This is a genomic window from Paramagnetospirillum magnetotacticum MS-1 (genome assembly GCF_000829825.1).
Taxonomy (GTDB): domain Bacteria; phylum Pseudomonadota; class Alphaproteobacteria; order Rhodospirillales; family Magnetospirillaceae; genus Phaeospirillum; species Phaeospirillum magnetotacticum.
Genome location: NZ_JXSL01000027.1, coordinates 355,883 through 374,094, shown reverse-complemented (window position 1 = coordinate 374,094; position 18,212 = coordinate 355,883). Strand labels below are relative to the sequence as shown.

Sequence of the window (18,212 nt, the reverse complement as noted above, 5' to 3'; positions counted from 1 at the left end):
ATGAATGATTACATCAAGGCGTTCATCCCCTTCCTGCGAAGCGGTGATCGGGTTCTGATCAAGGCCGAAGGCATGATCATAAGCTGGGAAACCATTGAGGAGAATGAAGGCACCTATACCTATCAGGACGAGGCTGGAACTTGGATCATCGGTCATCACAACATTGGCAGGATCATCCCCAACAATTGCGACGAATATGAAGCCCAAGCTGTCAATCGGCTGGCCGCTGAAGTGGGGCGAGTTCTGCCTGAAGATGAAATCGGTCTTTGGCCGCAAGCTCTTCACCGGCTGTCCCAACATATGTTCCTGCTTGATCGCGTTGATTCGATCGAACTGTTTCCTCAAGAAATTCGAGGAATAGCGATCCGCATTGCCATCGAGTTTCACCAAGGCGTGATTGATGCCTGGACTGAACATGAGGCGCTGCTGGGCCAATCCGTCACGTCCAGCCAACGCTATGGCCGTGCTGTCAGCACCCAGAGGGAATTGGACGCCGTCGCCATGCTTCGCCGCAAGCTGCTGGTGCCGGTTGGTGGAGGGCAGCAGCCATGATCGATCACCTCCCCAAGCTGGCCGCTGCCGTCGTCGACGTTGTCGCCCTGGCTCAACATGCCACGATCTGGAAACGTGTTTCCGCTTGGCCCTGGTGGATCTACCAGGAAGGCTGGGCCGACGACGTGTTCGGGCTGATGCTCGAGCGCCTCGAGTCCCAGATCCCGCCCGAAATCTTCGACCGTGAAGTCAGGATCCCCCTGACCCGCTGCTATCTGCTGTCGTTGCCTGCGGAAGGCGGTGTGCAATGACCCCGCGTGATACGGTTGCCGCCTTCCCTGCCACGTCTCAGCAGTCAGCTATTAGGGCAACCCCGTTCGTCTGGATCGAACCCGCCAACATCCCCCCGCGCAAGTGGCTCTATGGTCACCACCTGATCCGTGGGTATGTCTCGCTGACGGTGGCCCCCGGCGCCACCGGCAAGTCGTCTCTCCTCATTGCAGACGCCCTGGCAATGAGTGCAAACCGCAATCTGGTGGGAACCCCGGTCTATGCCGGGCGACCGCTCCGCGTCTGGATCTGGAACCTCGAAGATCCGATTGATGAACTCCAACGCCGGATTACCGCAACGGCCATCCAGTACCAAATCCATTCGACTGACATCGAAGGTCGTCTGTTTGTCGACAGTGGCCGTGACCAGAGCCTGTGCATCGCCCGCCAGGGACACAACGGAATCGAGATCCTCGACCCTGTGATTGATGCCCTGCAGGCTGAGATCCTGGCCCGCGAGATCGACGTGCTGATCGTCGACCCGTTCGTTTCCAGCCATCAGGTGTCCGAGAACGACAACGGGGCCATTGATGCCGTTGCTAAGAAGTGGGGAGCCATTGCCGACCGCACCGGCTGCGCCATCGAATTAGTTCACCATCTCCGCAAACTCCCCCATGGGATCGAGGCCACCGCCGAGAGCGCCCGCGGTGCCGTGTCTTTGGTGGCTGCGGCCAGGTCGGTACGAGTGCTGAACCGAATGGCTAAAGAAGAAGCCCTGCAGTGCGGCCTCACCAGCAACAAGGGCCATTTCAAGGTGTCCGACGACAAGAACAATCTTGCCGCCGCCACCGACAGCGAGAACTGGTTCAGGATGGAGAGCGTCCAGTTAGACAACGGCGACAATGTGGGCGTCGTCGTCCAGTGGGATAAACCTGATCCGTTTGACGGCATCACGCCCCGGCATCTTCTGGCCGTTCAGAAGGCCATCGACGGCAAGGACTATCGCCAGAATGTCCAGGCTACAGACTGGGTCGGCCAGCACATCGGCCACATCGTCGGCCTTGATCCCGCCAAACCCCATGACAAGAACCGGCTCAAATCCCTGATCAAGACGTGGATCAACAACGGCGCGTTGATCGCCGATGAGATCATGAACAAGAAGGGCCGTCCGACGCCGGTCATTGCTGTCGGCAAATGGGTCACCGCGGCAGAGGTGGCTGCCACCAATGTGGCGGACGACGAGTTCCCCTTGGGCTGAAAACAAGGTGTGGGAAAAGTGGGGGTAAAGTGTGGGTAAGGTGGGGGTGAAAAAGCATCTACCCCCACTTCCCCACTTTCCCCACCCCCCTTTAGGGGAGGTGGGGGTGGGGTGTGGGGAGTGCGAGATCGGTGAGGAAGGTGGTGTGGAAACATCCGGGCTTTCCAGATCGGAGTGGCGGCAACTCCGAGGCATCCACCCAGCACACTGCCAGACGGAACCCGGCGCCCATTGGGTCACTCCATCTGCAGGCTACGATGTCGGCATCATCCTCGATGCTGCATTTGGCGCAACATCGTGTGAAAACAAGGCTGTGCTGGGCGTAGTTCGCACGAATTGTGGAGACGACCACCGCCCGATTGCGGTATCATAATACCGTGTTACAGAAACGGTAGATAACGATGCCGAGGCCAAAAGGATTGCCAAAGACAGGTGGGCGGGTTGCTGGTGTGCCGAACAAGGCCACCGTCGCCGCCCGTCAGGCTGCCGAGGAAGCGGCAAAGCGTCTGGCCGAGGTTATGGGCGCGGAAGCCGAGAACCTGACCGCGCATGGCCTTCTGGTGAGCGTGTATCGCTGTCCGACGCTCCCCTTGGATATGCGAATTGATGCCGCCAAGGCAGCGTTGAAATCCGAAACGGTACAACTGCATGCCCTCGCGGCCTCGGTGAACCAAGGTGACATCGGGAAGCTTGTCGAGGAACGAATGGCCGAGGCCAAGGCGGCACTGACCGACATGGCGGCGCGTGGAATCGACCCGATTTCAATCACGGTCACCGACGATGACGGAATCCCCCTGCCGATAGCCGTCAATACCGGCATGCCTGCGTTCAGGCCCCTGCCCGACGTTCTGCCGCCCCTGCCCTCGCCCACCCCTGCCGAATGGACTGAAGGCCCCCTCATCGGAGCGGAGCCACAGCAACCCGTCCTGCGGTCGACGCCACCTCGCGAGGTGACGCCGATTGATCCTTGGGGAGGTGAATGATGGCCGTGAAACAGTCGTATGCGGTGCCCTGTTGGTGCCCCGTTAAAATCGGCAACCGCATGAATGTCGGTATTCCTTGCAGATCAAGGATCAGATCATTCGATTACACATCAGTTTGAACCAACCCAGCACCATCGAAAGGCTCACCATTATGAACAGCACCGAACTCACCGAACGTCGTAACGCCCTCGCCCACGAACTGCGCCAGACCAAGGCGGAATGGTCGACGGCCAACCTTGCCGCTGTCACGGGCGATGCCGAGGCCGCGGACAAGGCCAAGTCGCTGAAGGCGACCATCTCCGACCTCGAGGACCGCATCATCGGCCTGAACGCCGCCATCGAGAAGTCGCGGGAATTGGAGTCCGAGGAGGCCCAGGCTTCCGTCCGTCAAGCCAAGGTTGATGCAGGCCACCGTCATGCCGACATCGTCGCCCTGGCCCGCAAGCAGGCTGCTGAACTCGACGCCGCGGTGGGCAAGGTCTATGGCCTCGCTGACAAGCTGCGCGGCACGATCTCCGAGGCCCGCAAGACCGCCATCGCATCGGGGGGCTTCGATGACCCGTGGATCGACTGGGACACCGTGACCCATGCCCTGCGCGCCGAGTTCAACGAATATCGCGTCGACGTAAACGTGACGCCGAACCCGGTTCCGCTGATCGGCGCGGATCTGGATCTCATGCTCGAGCGTCACGGCCACCGCATCGCCCAGCGCCTGCGCCAGGACGGTGTCCTTCCCGCTGCTGCGGAGTGATCGACGTGCTGATCGCGACCGACAGCGTTCAGATCCCGGTGACCGGTGCCCCTCCGCGACTGGTGCGCCGCGGCCAGGTCATCGAGCCGGGAGAGGTTCCGGCGGATCGTCGGCGGTACTTCGTTCCGTTCGTCGGACAGGAGCCGCATGAACTGCCGCCGCCGGTCGCTGATTTCGCCGCGCTCGAGCCGATGATCTATGCCGACCGCGAGGTGACGTCATGACCACCCTAACATGCTGGCGGTCCTGCTGGGACAGCACCGGCTGCCATTTCTTCCGCGAGGGTCAGACGTATGACGCTGCCGAGGTTCCGGCGGATCTGCTGGTCTACTTCAACAACGCGCCAGTGGTGACCGACCCGGTATACCGCGGCGGTTCAGTGCTGACGGCCTTGCCCGACAGCGCCATCAACAGCATCCGATAGGTGAGCCATGCCGGTCTATCGCGCCCTCCAAAACTGCCGCCACGGTGATCGACGGTTCGTCGCCGGTCAGATGGTCGACTTCGACGGCCCGCCGCCTGACAGGTTCTGGGTGCCGGTCGAGGCCAGCACCGACGATGTGCAGACGTTCCAGGCTGCAGGCAAACCCGCCTCAATGGACTTCATGGGCGCGATGGCGCTGCTCAAGGCAAAGGGGATCACATCACCATGACCGACACTGCGACCCTGGCCGCTGGCCTGTACGGCTCCACTGAATCCGCTGCACCGGCTCCGAGTGTTCCGCGTGGGGCATCGGCGGCTGAGACGTTGTATCCGAGCGCGGTTGGCAACCGGGCGGCTCCATCGTTCCTTACGAGTCCCAGGAGCGCCGCTGAGGCCCTGTATCCCGACAATCCGAGCGATGACACCAGCGAGGCGGAAACGACACTCAGTGCGGCTGAAAACGCCCCTGGCGGTGATCTGTATGACGATGGCTGGACGCTGGACGATGCCGCGTATTCCGAGATGCCTTCCGAGGGCAACGAACTGCTCGGCCTTGACTACCGAGCCGCGCCGGATGGCTGGACGCCTGCCGATGTCGACAATTTCGGGAGTGTCGCCCGTGCGCTGTCGATGGGGCCGTCGACGTTGGAGGCCATCGTGAAGGCTGGTGCGGCCAGCATCGCCACGGGCCGGTACGCCAACAAGGAGGACTTGGTCCGCGGCCTTGGTGCTGGCGCCCAGGGGAAGATGCGGGCGGCGCTGGGCCTGATCGAGCGGGCTGAGGCGAAGTATCCCGGTGTTAGCTCCTGGCTGGCCGAGATGGGCGCCCTGCATCAGCCTGCGGTGATTGAGCGTCTGGCGGCTCGCGCTGCTGGGTTGAAGCGGAAGGGGTTGTAAGATGAACGACTGGGATCAGGTCGAACAGCAGTTCCAGCAGCCTCAGACCGAGGCGTCCCAGTCACCGTGGGATGACATCGAGGGCCAGTTCAAGCAGGCCCGTGCCGCCCAGGCATCGGTTAATGAGAAATATGACCTCGGCCCGATTGTCGGACAACTCAAAGCGGCCCGCGAATCCCAGGCTGCCGTGGTCAACGTGGTGGCCCAGATGGGCGATGCCGACAAGGCTGCCCGCGCTGACGAGATCGGCAAGCAACTCGGCCTGCCGGGCGCTGCCGTCCTGCAGAACCTATCCGAGTTTGAACAGCGCCTCGCCATCCAGAAGACTGGCGGCATCCTCGCCCAGTCTCCCGGCCTGCAGGACTGGCTGATCCAGAACCCCGAGTCCGCGATTATTGCGAAGGATGACTATGAGCGGCTGAGTACGGCTGAAAAGCTGATGCGGGCAGTGTCGACCGGCTGGGATGATGCCGCACTGTCCAACGAACGTGGGCGACTGGGATATTCCCAGATGTCAGGCGCGGCGACTGATGCCGACAGGACGCGGATGACCGAGATCGACCGCACCCTGGCCGATCGTGTTGGCGGGATCGGCGGGTTTTATCGGGTTGTGAACACCGTGTCTGGGTTGGTATCCGGCATGTGGGACAGCGCCCAACGTGCGGCCCCTGTTGCAGCTGGTGGCATGGCTGTCGGTGGCGCACTGGGCGCGGTTGGCGGTCCCCTCGCCCCTGTATCGGTGCCTGCTGGCATGGTTGTGGGAACGTCTGCAGGATTTGGCGCCGGAATGTTTGGCGACATGTTCAAGGTCGCGGCTGGCAATTTGTACTCGGCGATTGGTCAGGCGGTCGGCGCTGATGGTCGGCCAGTTGATGAGGTTGCGCGTCAGGGCGCGGCGCTGCTGGGCGGAATTGTTGTTGGGGCGCTGAACACCTGGGGCCTGAAGGTCGGCGCGGCGCCGTTTGCCGCTGTGGCTGAACAGATGACGACTGAAACGATTGCGCGGGCGTTGTCGCGTCCGACTGTGGCTCAGGCGGTGGGGAAGTTCGCGGCTGACCTTGGGAAGTCTGGCGGCACTGGCGCTGTTCTTGGGCTGGTCACCGAGGGCGCCAACATAGCGGCGGAACAGGCTGCCCGCATGGCGTCATCTGGTGAGTTTGCCACTGTTATGAATGACCCTGGTCAGCGTGAAATGGCCCTGTCTCGGATGGTGTTATCTGCGGTTGACATGGCTCTGGGCATGGCGGCCCTGCACACTGTTCCTCTGGGGGCAACAATGACCTCAGATTTGGCGCGGGTTCGCCGTGCTGATCTGCAGGCCCAGCAGTTCCAGGCGCTTGGTGATTCGATCAAGGCGTCGACGTTGCGGGCGAGATCCGAAGACGTTTTCCAGTCTTGGGCCGACCATGCGGCGCCGACTGATTCTGCCGTCTACATCCCCGCCGAACGGTTCATTCAGTATTTCCAAAACCAGGGCATGGACCCGTTGAAGGTGGCGGATCACCTCGGAATTGACCGCTCTCAGGTATCTGACGGCCTGAAGTCGGGCGGCGATGTGTCGATTCCCATGTCGCAGTATGTCGGCAAGGTCGCCGGAAGTGATCACCATGCGGGGCTGATCCCTGACATACGGATGTCGCCGGATGAGATGACGCCTCGAGAGGCCGAGGACTTCAAGGCTTCAGCGCCTCAGATGGTCGGTGATGCCCTGGCTGCGGCAGAGGCTACCGGGCGCGGCGTCAACTCGGCTGACATGGTAGCCGATGACGTTCGTCAGAAGCTGATTGCCGCCGGTCAACATGGAGATGTTGCCGAGAAGGACGCGGCTCTGTGGGGCGCCCGGTATCGGGTGCGGGGTGAGCGGTTGGGCGTCGATCCGCTGGAACTGTACCGCCAGACCGATCTGCAGATACTGAACAGGTTCTCGCCCGCTGAGATTGACCGGGCGGCTGGTGAACTCGGATTCAACGATGCCGAGAAGGCCGCGGCCTCCTGGGCGATTGAGGAGATGCGAAAGAATGGCACGGCTGACCAGATGGAAGGCAGACAAGGCGTCGGCGGCGGACAAGTCGGCGGCGATGGATCTGGGGCGGCAACTGTTGGAAAAGCTGGGAGCCGGTTCACCCAGCCTGACGACGGATCAAGCCCCAAGCGTGGCGGAACTGACGGCAGTGAAGGCGCCCGGGGCGACGTAAGGTTTCCTGCCACTGGTTTCGGCACTGGCCCGACGATGGTCGGCCTGTTCGAGAAGGCGAACCTGTCGACGTTTCTGCATGAGTCGGGGCATGTGTTCCTCGAGGAATTGCGCCTGGATGCCAGCCGCGCCGATGCGCCTGAACAGATCAGGCATGACTGGCAGGCGGTGAAATCATGGCTTGGCGTCACTGACGACCTGGCGGCACAGCATCACGAAACATGGGCGCGTGGGTTCGAGCATTACCTGATGGAGGGCAAGGCGCCGTCTGTCGGGCTGCAGTCTATATTCGCTCGTTTCGCTGCATGGCTCGGTCATATCTATCGGACGGCCCGCGGGCTGAATGTAGAAATGACCGACGAAATCAGGGGCGTGATGGACCGCCTGCTGGCGTCCGACGAGGAGATCGACGCGGCCAGGGCGAGAACGGGGCAGCGTCCGCTGTTCCGAACCGCCGAGGAAGCGGCCAAGGTTGGCATGACGCCCGATGAGCATGGCGCGTATCTGAAGGCTGCCCAGGAATCCAGTGACGCCGCCCGCTCCGAATTGGTTCAGAAGAAGATGGCCGAGATTGCGCGGCATCGGGAAAGCTGGTGGCGTGATGAAGCCAGCAAGGTGAAGGCCGAGGTCGAGGCCGAACTGGATCAGCGCCCTGAATACCGGGCGTTGGCCCTGATGAAAGATATGCGGCTGGATCGCGCCGACATCGAGCGCCTGGGCGTTGATGTGAAGGATCTCCCGAAGACTGTTCCGCCGCTGTGGGTGAAGACCGGCGGGAGCCATCCAGATGTTGTCGCCGAACTGGCTGGATTCAGGACCGGATCCGAGATGCTGACGGCGCTGAAGTCCACCGCCACCCGCGGCAAGTTGGTGCGCGAGATGGTCGACCAGCGAATGGAGGAACGGTTTGGCCCAAAGGAAGACGGCAGCGCAGCCGAACAGGCCCTGGCAGCCGTTCACAATGATCTGGCGGGAACATTCATCGAAACTGAATTGAAGGCCCTCGCCCGCCGCGCCACGACTGTTGAGTATGGGGGCAAGCGTTGGGCTGTTGGGCCTAAAACTACCAGCGAAGTTGCGCGGCAAGTCGCCAGAGACATGATCGGGCGCAAGCGTGTCGCTGATGCCACCCGCCTGGGGCAGTATGCGACGGCTGAATTGCGGTCGGCTCGTGAGGCTGAACGCGCCCTCGCCTCCGGTGATTTTGAGGCAGCGGCCACCGCCAAGCGCAAGCAGTTGCTGCAGCATGCGCTGTATGCCGAGGCGAAGAAGGCCGCGGAAGACATCGACCACGTTGTGAATCTTGCAGGGCGGCTTGGCAAGGACAGCACCCGCGAGAAGATCGCAGATTCGTATCTGGAACAGATCGACGGGTTGCTTGATCGGTTCGACCTTCGCCGCGGCGTGACGCTCAAGGCCATCGAGAAGCGGAAGGCCCTCGCCGCCTGGGCAGCGGAACAAGAGGCCGCGGGCAACGAGGTGGCGATTCCGGCTGATCTGCTGAATGAATCAAGGCGCCAGTCATACAAGGATATGACCGTCGAGGAGGTGCGCGGTCTGGGCGATGCCCTGCGGAACATTCTCCACCTTGGGCGCCTGAAACAGACCCTGCTGGACAATAAGGAGCGGCGGGACTTTGACGAGTTGGTGAATGAGGCGATCGACCAGCTTGCAGGTCTGAAACAGCGCCCTCTGTCCACGAATATCAATCCGACTGCTGGCGAGAAGGTCGCGGGCGTAGTCCGTGGCGTCGATGCCATGCTGACCAAGCCCGAACAGATCATCGACTGGCTCGACAGCAACAACCCGAACGGCGTGTTCAATCGGATCGTATTTCGGCGAATCAAGGACGCCCAAGTCAGGGCGAACGATCTGCAGATTGAGATCACCAGCAGCCTGAAAGAATTGCATGCCGGGCTTGGCAAGGAGTTCTCCAAGGATCTCGATCGCCGCTATGAGGTGCCGGAACTCCCGAACGCCGATGGTGAGGCAACTGTTTTCCGCAAGCGCGACCTTCTGGCGGTGGCGCTGAACCTGGGCAACGAGAGCAATTTCGACAAGCTGCTGCGTGGCTATCACTGGACAGAGGAGAACGTCAGGGCCGTCCTTGAGCGCCATCTGTCCCAGGCCGACTGGCGTTTCGTCCAGGGGATCTGGGACACGTTCGAGAGCCTATGGCCGAGGATTGCCGAAATGCAGAAGCGGCTGTCCGGTGTCGAACCCGACAAGGTCGACGCCCGCGGGTTCCAGATCTCCACCGTCGACGGCGTGGCGGATCTGCGCGGCGGTTATTTCCCGGTCATGTACGATCCGCTGAAATCCTGGCAGGCCGAGGTGAATCGGGAACGGTCGGCAAACGCTCTGTTTGAGAATCAGTACCAGCGGGCAACAACGCCCAAGGGTCACACCATCTCCCGCACCGAATACGCGGCGCCGCTGCATCTTGATCTGGATGGCATTCCATTCAAGCTGGGACAAGCAATTCATGATCTGGCGTTCCGCGAGGCAATCATGGATGCCGATAAATTCATGCAGGACAATCGGATCCGAGAGGCCATCGAACGGACATTAGGCCGAGAGGCTTACCAGCAGTTCAGGCCCTGGCTTCAGCACATCGCCAACGAGCGCAACGTCGATGCCCGCGGGCTGGCTTGGTTCGACCGCTTCCTGCATGAATTGCGGATCAATTCGATGATCGTCGGAATCGGGTTCCGCGTCTCGACGATGTTGAAACATGGCACCACCGCCTTGATGAACAGCATTGGCGAGGTCGGGCCGGTCTGGATGGGCAAGGCCACGGCTGAGTTTTTCGGAACCCCGGAGAAGATGCGCCGCACCTGGGACATGGTTCTGGATAAATCAGGTGAGATGCGGCACCGCATGAATGAGATCGACCGCGACACGCGGGAAGCATTGCGGGATCTGACCGGCCAGCAAGGCTGGAAGGCCGCCGCGGCTCGTTATGGTCATTACGGTGTCGCGATGCTGGATATGGCGAGCGCGGTTCCGACATGGCTTGCCGCTTACCGCAAGGCCGTTGCCGGTGGTCTGAGCGAGGCTGATGCCGTCTATGCCGCCGATAAACAGGTACGGAAGGCCCACGGCGCCCAAGGATCGCCTGATATGGCCGCAATCCAGCGAGGAAGCGAGGCTCAGAAGCTGTTCACCATGTTCTATGGGTTCTTCAACCACGTTTACAATCGTCAGCGTGACGCAGTTCGGATTGCCGGGCATGGCGTCGATGCGGTCAAAGGCGGTGACTGGGTCGGCGCCAGGAGAGATTTTGCGATGGTCCTGTCGCGGTCATGGTTCTATCTGGCCGCCCCTGCCCTCATTGAGGCGCTTGTCAGTGAAGGCGCCCCCGATGGTGAGGACGAAACCTGGGGCCACTGGGCGGCAAAGGCGATCCTGGGCGAGATCCCCGCGGGCATCCCCGTCATGCGCGACCTGGCGAAGGCGGCGATTTCTGGTCGGCATTATGAGATGTCCCCTGTTGGCAAGGCTTTGGACAGCTTGCTTGTCCTTGGCAAGGATGCCGGGGCGGCGCTTGGACTCAGCGACCATGAAGTATCAGACCGCTGGCTTCGCCATGCCATCGAGACGCCCGGATATGTGTTCGGGCTTCCCACCGGCCAGCCTGCAGGAACCATTCAATATCTGTGGGACGTGTCCAACGGTGATGAGAATCCAGATGGAGCCCTGGACTTCATCCGCGGATTAGCCTTTGGCCCGAGCCATAAGAAGCACTGACATGGCCGCGCACAGAAACATGCGCCCCGCCGGGGCAACCGTGGTGAATGATGACCCAGCGCCGTGTGAAGGCTGCATGTTCCGGGTGGTCTGTGCGGGCGGGGCGGCATGTGCGCGGTTCAATGCCTGGGCATCAAATGGGCGTCTCGATATGGAGATCCCGCGGGCGCCTCGGCCAATTTGGTATCGACGGCTGTTTCCAGAGGATCTGGTCGCGGCTAAATGAGATCCGGCGTGTGGTTGCTCCTCGTCGGGGCGGGGGAAGGTGGCGTCCGCGCCTCCCCCGCTGCATTTCCTGAGATCGCATGATCAGCTTGTAGAGGCCGGATTCGGAGGCGATAGCGGCAGGGCGTCCAACGCCTAAGACATGACGGGAAACCTCAATCTGATTGAGGTTTGTTAAATGGCGAGTTGCCCCTCCAGACGCGGACATCCCCAACACATAGCAGACATCAGCCGCTACGAACCACGGCTCTCCGTTGAGATCGACACCGACCTGGCCGATGCGCTGGAGTATGCCCGCCCCGCTACGATCCGTGACCTGATCAAGCGTCACGCCGCCGCGTTGACGCAGTTGGGGGTTATCCGCACGGTGCGGAAAACCTCGTCGGATATGGGTGGCCGCCCCGCCGAGGAGTTCTACCTGAACAAGGCCCAGGCGATCTTCATCACCACCCAGGCCGCAGTTGCGACACGCGCAACGTGTCAGTTGCGATTTACGCAACACGCAAAGGTAGTTGACTCCTGATTTCCTCGGTGGCAGGATTCCCTCAGATCAACACTGGAGGACGACATGCATATCACCACCACCACCGCCCTGCAGGCTCTCGCCGCTGCCACTGCCACCGATGACATGGAATCCGTCACCGCCGCCGAGACTGCAGTATTGCAGGCCCCGATCCGCAGCGCCGATGATGCCCTGGCCGTCCTGGCGATCTCAGGCGGTTATATCCACCGGGATGATCAGGCAGTCCTCGAGCGGCACAACGCCGCGGTGGCGCTGCTGGCCGACAAGCTGGGCGTCGATCTCGCCGGGCTGGCTGACTGGTATGGGGTGCCCGCCTGACTGATCTGGTCGCCGACTGACACAGGCATCACAGAAGCCCCTGCCGCGAGGTGGGGGTTTTTTGCTGGCCCTGAAATGGTGCCCCTTTGGTGCCCCGCTCCTCGCGGCAAAGAAAAAGGCCCCAGCGGAAACCGCTAGAGCCTTGTTTTCTTTGAGAGATTTGGTGGGTCCGCCGGGACTCGAACCCGGGACCTCTCGATTAAAAGTCGCTTGCTCTACCAACTGAGCTACGGACCCGAAAAGGGCGCTCACCATAGGCAGGTGAGCGCCTGTCGTCAATGCCGGGAACAGCCTATTTCCGGATATCGGCCAAGACCTGGATGCGGATCAGTTTGTCGGGCTTGGAAACGATGCCGTTATCGGCCGGATCGCCAGCCTTGATACGGTCCACGCTTTCCATGCCCTCCACCACCCTGCCGATGGCGGTATAGCGGCCGTCCAGGCTGGGGGCAGAACCGAACATGATGAAGAACTGAGAATCGGCACTGTCGGGGCTGGCCGAGCGGGCCATGCCCACCACACCGCGCACGAAGGGCTCGCCCGTAAACTCGGCACGAAGCTTGACGCCCGAGCCGCCGGTACCGGTGCCGGTGGGATCACCGCCCTGGGCCATGAAGCCGGGGATGACGCGGTGGAACACCGTTCCGTCATAAAATCCCTTGCGGACCAGTTCCTTGACACGGGCCACATGTTTGGGCGCCAAATCGGGGCGCAACTCGACGGTCACCGTGCCAGTGGCCAGTTCCAGCACCAAGGTATTCTCGGGATCGGCGGCCTGCGCTGGCTGAACGGCGAACAGGATCAGGGTGGCGGCGGCAATCAACAATCGCTTCAACATGATCTCAACCCTCGTCATCGGCGGCAACGCGCAAGCTGATGATGCAATCGGGGTCGGTCACAGCCCCTGAACGCGGTGCGCCCTTCTTGATCATATCCACGAAATCCATGCCTTCGACCACCTGGCCCCAGATGGTGTACTGGCGATCCAGATAGGACTGGGTGTCGAAGCAGATGAAGAACTGGGAATCGGCGCTGTCGGGCGACTGGGCGCGCGCCATGGAACAGGTGCCGCGCACATGCTTGCCCGCATTGAACTCGGCCTTGAGCTTGGTGCCCGATCCGCCGGTGCCGGTGCCCTGGGGGCAACCGGTCTGGGCCATAAAGCCGTCGATCACCCGATGGAACTTGATGCCGTCATAGAACTTGGCGCGAGCCAGTTCCTTGATGCGGGCCACATGCTTGGGAGCCAGGTCGGGGCGCAGTTCAATGACGACGCGACCGTCCTTCAGGTCGAGATACAGAGTGTTTTCCAGATCCACGGGGGTCTTCCTTAAGCCGAGAAGCCGAACTTTTCATCGAGCTGCGCCTTGACGCGCGGGCTCACGAATTGGGAAATATCGCCGCCGAGACGGCCGATTTCCTTGACGAAACGAGACGAGATGAACTGGCAGCGCTCGGAGGCCATCAGAAAGATGGTCTCGATGTCGGGCGACAGCCGCGCATTCATGCCAGCCATCTGGAATTCGTATTCGAAGTCCGAGACGGCGCGCAAGCCGCGTACGATCAGATTGGCGCCACACTGGGCAGTGAAATCCACCAACAGGGTATCAAAGGATCGAACCTCGATGCTGGCGCCGATGGATTGGGCCAGTTCGGCCATCTCCAACTCGGCCATGGCCACCCGCTCTTTCAGGGTGAACAGGGGCCCCTTTCCTGCATTGGCAGCCACGGCGACGATCAGATGATCCACCACCCGTGCGGCACGGGCGACGATATCCATGTGGCCGTTGGTCACGGGATCGAATGTCCCGGGATAAAGACCGACGCGCTTAGGCATCCTCGCCTCCCGCCATATCCTCGGCTGCATCCAGGACTCCCTCGTCGGCCTCATCGGCCTCTTCGGCCTCATCGCCATTGCTTCCGATATCGCACAGTCTGGCCGCCGACACCACCCGCTCGTTCTCGGCGGTGCGCAACAAGGTCACGCCCTGGGTCTTGCGACCGGCAATACGGATATCATCCACCGGCATACGGATCAGCTTGCCGCCGTCGCTGACCAGCATGATGTCATCTTCGTGGTTGACGGGGAAAGACGCCACCACGGTGCCGGTCTTGGCCGTCATGTCCAGATTGGCAATGCCGGACCCGCCACGGCCAGTGATGCGGTATTCGAAGGCCGAGGTGCGCTTGCCGAAGCCGTTTTCGGTGACGGTAAGCACGAATTGCTGCTCGGCACCCATCTTTTCCATCTGCTCGGCGGGCAGATCGCCCTTGAGGAAGGCGTCGCGGGTCTCGGAATCATAGTCGGTGTGGCGCAGGATGGACATGGAGATGACCTCGTCCTCCCCGTCCAGCCGGATGCCACGCACGCCGGTGGAATCGCGGCTCTTGAACTCGCGGACATCGTGAACCGGGAAACGGATGGCCTTGCCAAGATGGGTGGCCAGCAGCACGTCATCGGTCTCGGCCGCACAGGTCTGCACCGAAATCAGGCGCTCGCCCTCGCCCAGCTTCATGGCGATCTTGCCGTTGGCGCGCACCTCGGTGAAGTCCGACAGCGGATTACGCCGCACATCACCCTTGGAGGTGACGAACATCACATGCAGATCGCCCCAGCTGGTCTCATCCTCGGGCAGCGGCATGATGGTGGAAATGGTCTCGCCCTCGTCCAGCGGCAGCAGATTGACCATGGCCTTGCCGCGGGCCTGGGGATTGCCCAGCGGCAGGCGGTAGACCTTCAGCTTGTAGGCGATACCCGTGGATGAGAAGAACAGAACCGGCGTGTGGGTGTTGACCACGAAGACCTGGGAGAGGAAATCCTCGTCCTTGATATTCATGCCCGAGCGGCCCTTGCCGCCGCGCTTCTGGGCGCGATAGGCCGAGAGTGGCACCCGCTTGATGTAGCCGGTATTGGTCACCGTCACCACCATGTCCTCGCGGGCGATGAGGTCCTCGATATCGGCCTCGAACTCGTTTTCCTCGATGGTGGTGCGGCGCGGCGTGGCGAATTGCTCGCGGATTTCCATCAATTCGCCGCGCATCACCTCGAACAGCCGGGGACGCGACGACAGAATCAGCAGATAGGCCTCGATCTGATGGCCGATCTCGCGCAGCTCGTCGCCGATCTTGTCGCGCTCCAGCCCGGTCAGGCGGTGCAGACGCAGATCAAGGATGGCCTTGGCCTGAATCTCGGACAGGCGGTAACAGCCGTCCTCGATGGCGCGGCCGGGCTCGTCGATCAGCTGGATCAGCGGCTCCACGTCGCCCACCGGCCAGGCCCGAGTCATCAGCCTTTCGCGCGCCTCGCCGGGATCGGGAGCGGCGCGGATCAGGCGGATGACCTCGTCGATATTGGCCACGGCGATGGCCAGACCGGCCAAGACATGGGCGCGGTCGCGGGCCTTGCCCAGTTCGAAGATGGTGCGCCGGGTGATCACTTCCTCGCGGAAGGCGATGAAGGCGACGATAATGTCCCTCAGCGTCATCATCTCGGGGCGGCCGCCATTCAGGGCCAGCGAGTTGACGCCGAAACTGGTCTGCAGAGGCGTGAAGCGGTAAAGCTGGGCCAGCACCACCTCGGCAATGGCGTCGCGCTTGATCTCGATCACCACCCGCACGCCATCGCGATCCGACTCGTCACGCAGATCCGAGATGCCCTCGATCTTCTTGTCGCGCACCAGCTCGGCGATCTGCTCGAGCATGCGGGCCTTGTTCACCTGATAGGGAATCTCGGTGACGATAATGGCTTCGCGGTCCTTGCGGACCTCTTCGATATGGACGCGGCCGCGCATGACCACAGAGCCACGGCCCGTCAGCTGGGCGGCGCGTATGCCTGCGCGCCCCAAAATGGTGCCGCCGGTGGGGAAGTCGGGACCGGGAACCAGTTCCATCAGCCGCTCGACCGTCACCTCAGGGTCGTCGATATAGGCGCAGCAGGCGTCGATCACCTCGCCCAGATTGTGGGGCGGAATATTGGTGGCCATACCCACCGCGATACCGCCCGCGCCATTGACCAGCAGGTTGGGATAGCGGGCGGGCAGAACCATGGGTTCATGGGTGGATTCGTCGTAATTGGCCTGAAAGTCGACGGTTTCCTTGTCGATATCCTCGAGCAGGGAATGGGCCGACTTGGCGAGCCGGGCCTCGGTATAACGCATGGCTGCAGGCGGATCGCCGTCCATGGAGCCGAAATTGCCCTGCCCATCCACCAGCGGCAGACGCATGGAAAAGTTCTGCGCCATGCGCACCATGGCGTCGTAAATGGCCGAATCGCCATGGGGGTGATACTTACCCATGACATCGCCGACGATGCGGGCCGATTTACGGAAAGGCTTGTTGAAGTGATAGCCCGCCTCGTTCATGGCGAACAGGATGCGGCGGTGGACCGGCTTCAGCCCGTCGCGGACGTCGGGAAGCGCACGGCTCACGATCACGCTCATGGCGTAATCGAGGTAGGAGCGCTTCATCTCGTCTTCGATGGTGACGGGGGTGATGTCGAATTGCGGCGACGCAGGGAGCGTGGTCAAAGAAATCTTCCCATCGGCTTCAAAAGAGCAACCAGAATTTGGGGTGGACACAGGTCCACGCGGGCGCACGCTACCAGATATCGTGTCCCCCGACAACCCGAGGCGCGCTTGGGATCGGCGGGGTCCACCGCGTGGCGAGAAAAGTCGGCGGTCCGGGCGTCAATGCGTAGGTTGACGCCCGGATTTTTACGCCTCAGCGCTCGTGGAACGACTGCTGGATCTGGGTGAAGATCGGCTTGAGCATGTATTGCAACAACGTCTTGTCGCCAGTGATGATTTCCGCCGTCACCGACATGCCGGGCTGAATGCCGTAACGACCAGCGGCGGCGCCCACATAATTGTGCTTGAGATCGATGACGCCCTTGAAGAAGGGATTTCCCTTTTCGTCGGCGAAGCTCGACGCCGAGATCTTGCTGAGTGTGCCATCGACGGCGCCATAACGGGCGAAGTCATAGGTGGTGACCTTGACCCGGACCGGCTGGCCGATCTTGAGATGGCCCACATCCTTGGTATTGATTTTGGCGTCGACCTTCATCTGGGTATCGACCGGCACCACTTCGCAGACATTACCGCCCGCCTGGATGACGGCGCCCTGATTCTTGACCATCAGGCCCTTCACCAGACCGCGCACCGGGGCCACGATGTCCAAACGGGCCACCCTGTCTTCAAGGCGGCCGATGCTTTCCTGGACCTGGGCCAGTTCGTTCACCGTGGTGCCCAGATCATCCATCGTGGCCTTTTGCAGCGACGACTTATTGTCCATCAGGCGGTTTTCCACCTCGGAATAGGCTTCACGCGCCGTCACTTCCTGGCCGACCAGACGAGCCAATTCGCCTTGGACGCGCGACAATTCGCGCTTGGTATCCAGGAAGACCACCCGCGAAACCAGTCCCTTGGCGACCAGTTCCTGGCGCATGGTCATTTCTTCCTGCAGCGGCCCCAACTGCTCGCGCAACGAGCGTTCCTGGGATTCCAGCAGGCGCAGATCGGACCGCTTCTGCTCCATCTGCGACAGAATGACCGAGCGCGACGTGTCGCGGGCTTGGGATTGGCTGTTGAAGATCGCCATATTGTCGGCGATCAGCCGGTCATAACCTTTGGGCATCTGGCTGAAATCGGGCTGACGTTCCTCGGCCAGAGCGCGCAGGCGCTCGGCCTTGATCAACAGGGTCGCTTCACGCGCCCTGGTCTGTTCCAGGTCGGAAATGGCCTGGGCCGGATTGAGCCTGACGATGGGCGCGCCCGCTTCCACCAGATCGCCGTCATGGGCAACGATCTCCTGAACGATGCCGCCTTCCAGGTGCTGGACCGCCTGGACTTGGCCCGAAGGGATGACCTGGCCTTCGGCTGTGGCGATTTCAGGAACATCGGTAAACGCCGCCCAGATCACGAACGCGGCCGTGGTGGCGCTCGCCAGCAGCATGGTGAAGCGGACCAGGCCGGACGTTCCGCTCTCTTCCAGCACCAGCGCCTGGGCGAGGTGGCGGGACTGGCGGTTGGACAGCTTTACCAAGGCCTTTCCCGCCGCCGCCAGTGAAGGCGTCTTGTCGGGCTGGGCGACATTGACAAGGTTCTGTCCGGGATTGGGAGTCGTGCTCATA

The 18,212-nt window shown here is 61.8% G+C and carries 18 protein-coding genes and 1 tRNA gene; 12 read left to right on the top strand and 7 right to left on the bottom strand.

What is annotated here, in order from left to right; all coding sequences use genetic code 11:
• The 10 genes from CCC_RS10405 to CCC_RS10360 all read left to right on the top strand — a co-directional run bounded on the left by CCC_RS10405 (position 1) and on the right by CCC_RS10360 (position 11,019).
• Entirely contained in the window at positions 1-552 is a 552-nt protein-coding gene (locus tag CCC_RS10405) for a hypothetical protein (RefSeq protein WP_041041171.1), read from the top strand.
• Positions 549-803: a hypothetical protein gene (locus CCC_RS10400; protein WP_009868112.1), complete on the top strand. Its 255-nt coding sequence runs from the start codon at positions 549-551 to the stop codon at positions 801-803. The genes CCC_RS10405 and CCC_RS10400 overlap by 4 nt, the downstream gene beginning before the upstream one ends.
• Positions 800-2,020, top strand: coding sequence for a replicative helicase RepA (locus CCC_RS10395; protein ID WP_009868113.1), 1,221 nt, complete (start codon positions 800-802; stop codon positions 2,018-2,020). The genes CCC_RS10400 and CCC_RS10395 overlap by 4 nt, the downstream gene beginning before the upstream one ends.
• Before the next feature lie 449 nt (positions 2,021-2,469).
• Positions 2,470-3,003: a hypothetical protein gene (locus CCC_RS10390; protein ID WP_009868114.1), complete on the top strand. Its 534-nt coding sequence runs from the start codon at positions 2,470-2,472 to the stop codon at positions 3,001-3,003.
• A gap of 76 nt (positions 3,004-3,079) precedes the next feature.
• Positions 3,080-3,754 (top strand): hypothetical protein, encoded by a 675-nt coding sequence (locus CCC_RS10385; RefSeq protein WP_041041170.1) that lies wholly within the window; start codon positions 3,080-3,082, stop codon positions 3,752-3,754.
• Between the two features lie 5 nt (positions 3,755-3,759).
• Entirely contained in the window at positions 3,760-3,978 is a 219-nt protein-coding gene (locus CCC_RS10380; RefSeq protein ID WP_152619755.1) for a hypothetical protein, read from the top strand.
• Positions 3,975-4,178 carry a hypothetical protein gene (locus CCC_RS10375; protein WP_009868117.1) on the top strand — a complete coding sequence of 68 codons (204 nt, stop codon included), beginning with the start codon at positions 3,975-3,977 and terminating at the stop codon, positions 4,176-4,178. The genes CCC_RS10380 and CCC_RS10375 overlap by 4 nt, the downstream gene beginning before the upstream one ends.
• 7 nt (positions 4,179-4,185) lie before the next feature.
• The gene (locus CCC_RS10370; RefSeq protein WP_009868118.1) at positions 4,186-4,407 is read left to right on the top strand and encodes a hypothetical protein; all 222 of its coding nucleotides are present in this window, start codon (positions 4,186-4,188) and stop codon (positions 4,405-4,407) included.
• Positions 4,404-5,075, top strand: a complete 672-nt coding sequence (locus CCC_RS10365) for a hypothetical protein (RefSeq protein ID WP_041041168.1) — start codon at positions 4,404-4,406, stop codon at positions 5,073-5,075. The genes CCC_RS10370 and CCC_RS10365 overlap by 4 nt, the downstream gene beginning before the upstream one ends.
• Position 5,076: 1 nt before the next feature.
• Positions 5,077-11,019, top strand: coding sequence for a hypothetical protein (locus CCC_RS10360; protein WP_041041166.1), 5,943 nt, complete (start codon positions 5,077-5,079; stop codon positions 11,017-11,019).
• Between the two features lie 133 nt (positions 11,020-11,152).
• Here CCC_RS10360 and CCC_RS23035 read toward each other — a convergent pair whose 3' ends face one another.
• Positions 11,153-11,452, bottom strand: a complete 300-nt coding sequence (locus tag CCC_RS23035; protein WP_407668836.1) for a hypothetical protein — start codon at positions 11,450-11,452, stop codon at positions 11,153-11,155.
• On the opposite strand from CCC_RS23035, the gene CCC_RS22795 reads away from it, so the two are divergent.
• Entirely contained in the window at positions 11,423-11,767 is a 345-nt protein-coding gene (locus CCC_RS22795; RefSeq protein ID WP_041041164.1) for a hypothetical protein, read from the top strand. The two genes, CCC_RS23035 and CCC_RS22795, sit on opposite strands and share 30 nt — an antisense overlap.
• A gap of 45 nt (positions 11,768-11,812) precedes the next feature.
• Complete coding sequence (locus tag CCC_RS10350) at positions 11,813-12,085, top strand: hypothetical protein (protein WP_009866682.1); 273 nt, start codon at positions 11,813-11,815, stop codon at positions 12,083-12,085.
• Positions 12,086-12,246: 161 nt separating this feature from the next.
• Here CCC_RS10350 and CCC_RS10345 read toward each other — a convergent pair.
• From CCC_RS10345 to CCC_RS10320, 6 genes are all read right to left on the bottom strand, one after another.
• A tRNA-Lys gene (locus CCC_RS10345) sits at positions 12,247-12,322 on the bottom strand.
• 55 nt (positions 12,323-12,377) lie between these two features.
• Positions 12,378-12,923 (bottom strand): peptidylprolyl isomerase, encoded by a 546-nt coding sequence (locus tag CCC_RS10340; RefSeq protein ID WP_041041162.1) that lies wholly within the window; start codon positions 12,921-12,923, stop codon positions 12,378-12,380.
• 4 nt (positions 12,924-12,927) lie between these two features.
• Positions 12,928-13,404 carry a peptidylprolyl isomerase gene (locus tag CCC_RS10335; RefSeq protein WP_041041160.1) on the bottom strand — a complete coding sequence of 159 codons (477 nt, stop codon included), beginning with the start codon at positions 13,402-13,404 and terminating at the stop codon, positions 12,928-12,930.
• 11 nt (positions 13,405-13,415) lie between these two features.
• The gene (gene coaD, locus CCC_RS10330) at positions 13,416-13,922 is read right to left on the bottom strand and encodes a pantetheine-phosphate adenylyltransferase (RefSeq protein WP_041041158.1); all 507 of its coding nucleotides are present in this window, start codon (positions 13,920-13,922) and stop codon (positions 13,416-13,418) included.
• A complete protein-coding gene (gyrA, locus tag CCC_RS10325; RefSeq protein ID WP_009868010.1) occupies positions 13,915-16,611 on the bottom strand; it encodes a DNA gyrase subunit A in 2,697 nt (898 codons plus the stop codon). The genes coaD and gyrA overlap by 8 nt, the downstream gene beginning before the upstream one ends.
• 193 nt (positions 16,612-16,804) lie before the next feature.
• Positions 16,805-18,211: an HlyD family type I secretion periplasmic adaptor subunit gene (locus tag CCC_RS10320; protein ID WP_009868011.1), complete on the bottom strand. Its 1,407-nt coding sequence runs from the start codon at positions 18,209-18,211 to the stop codon at positions 16,805-16,807.
• Position 18,212 lies beyond the last annotated feature (1 nt).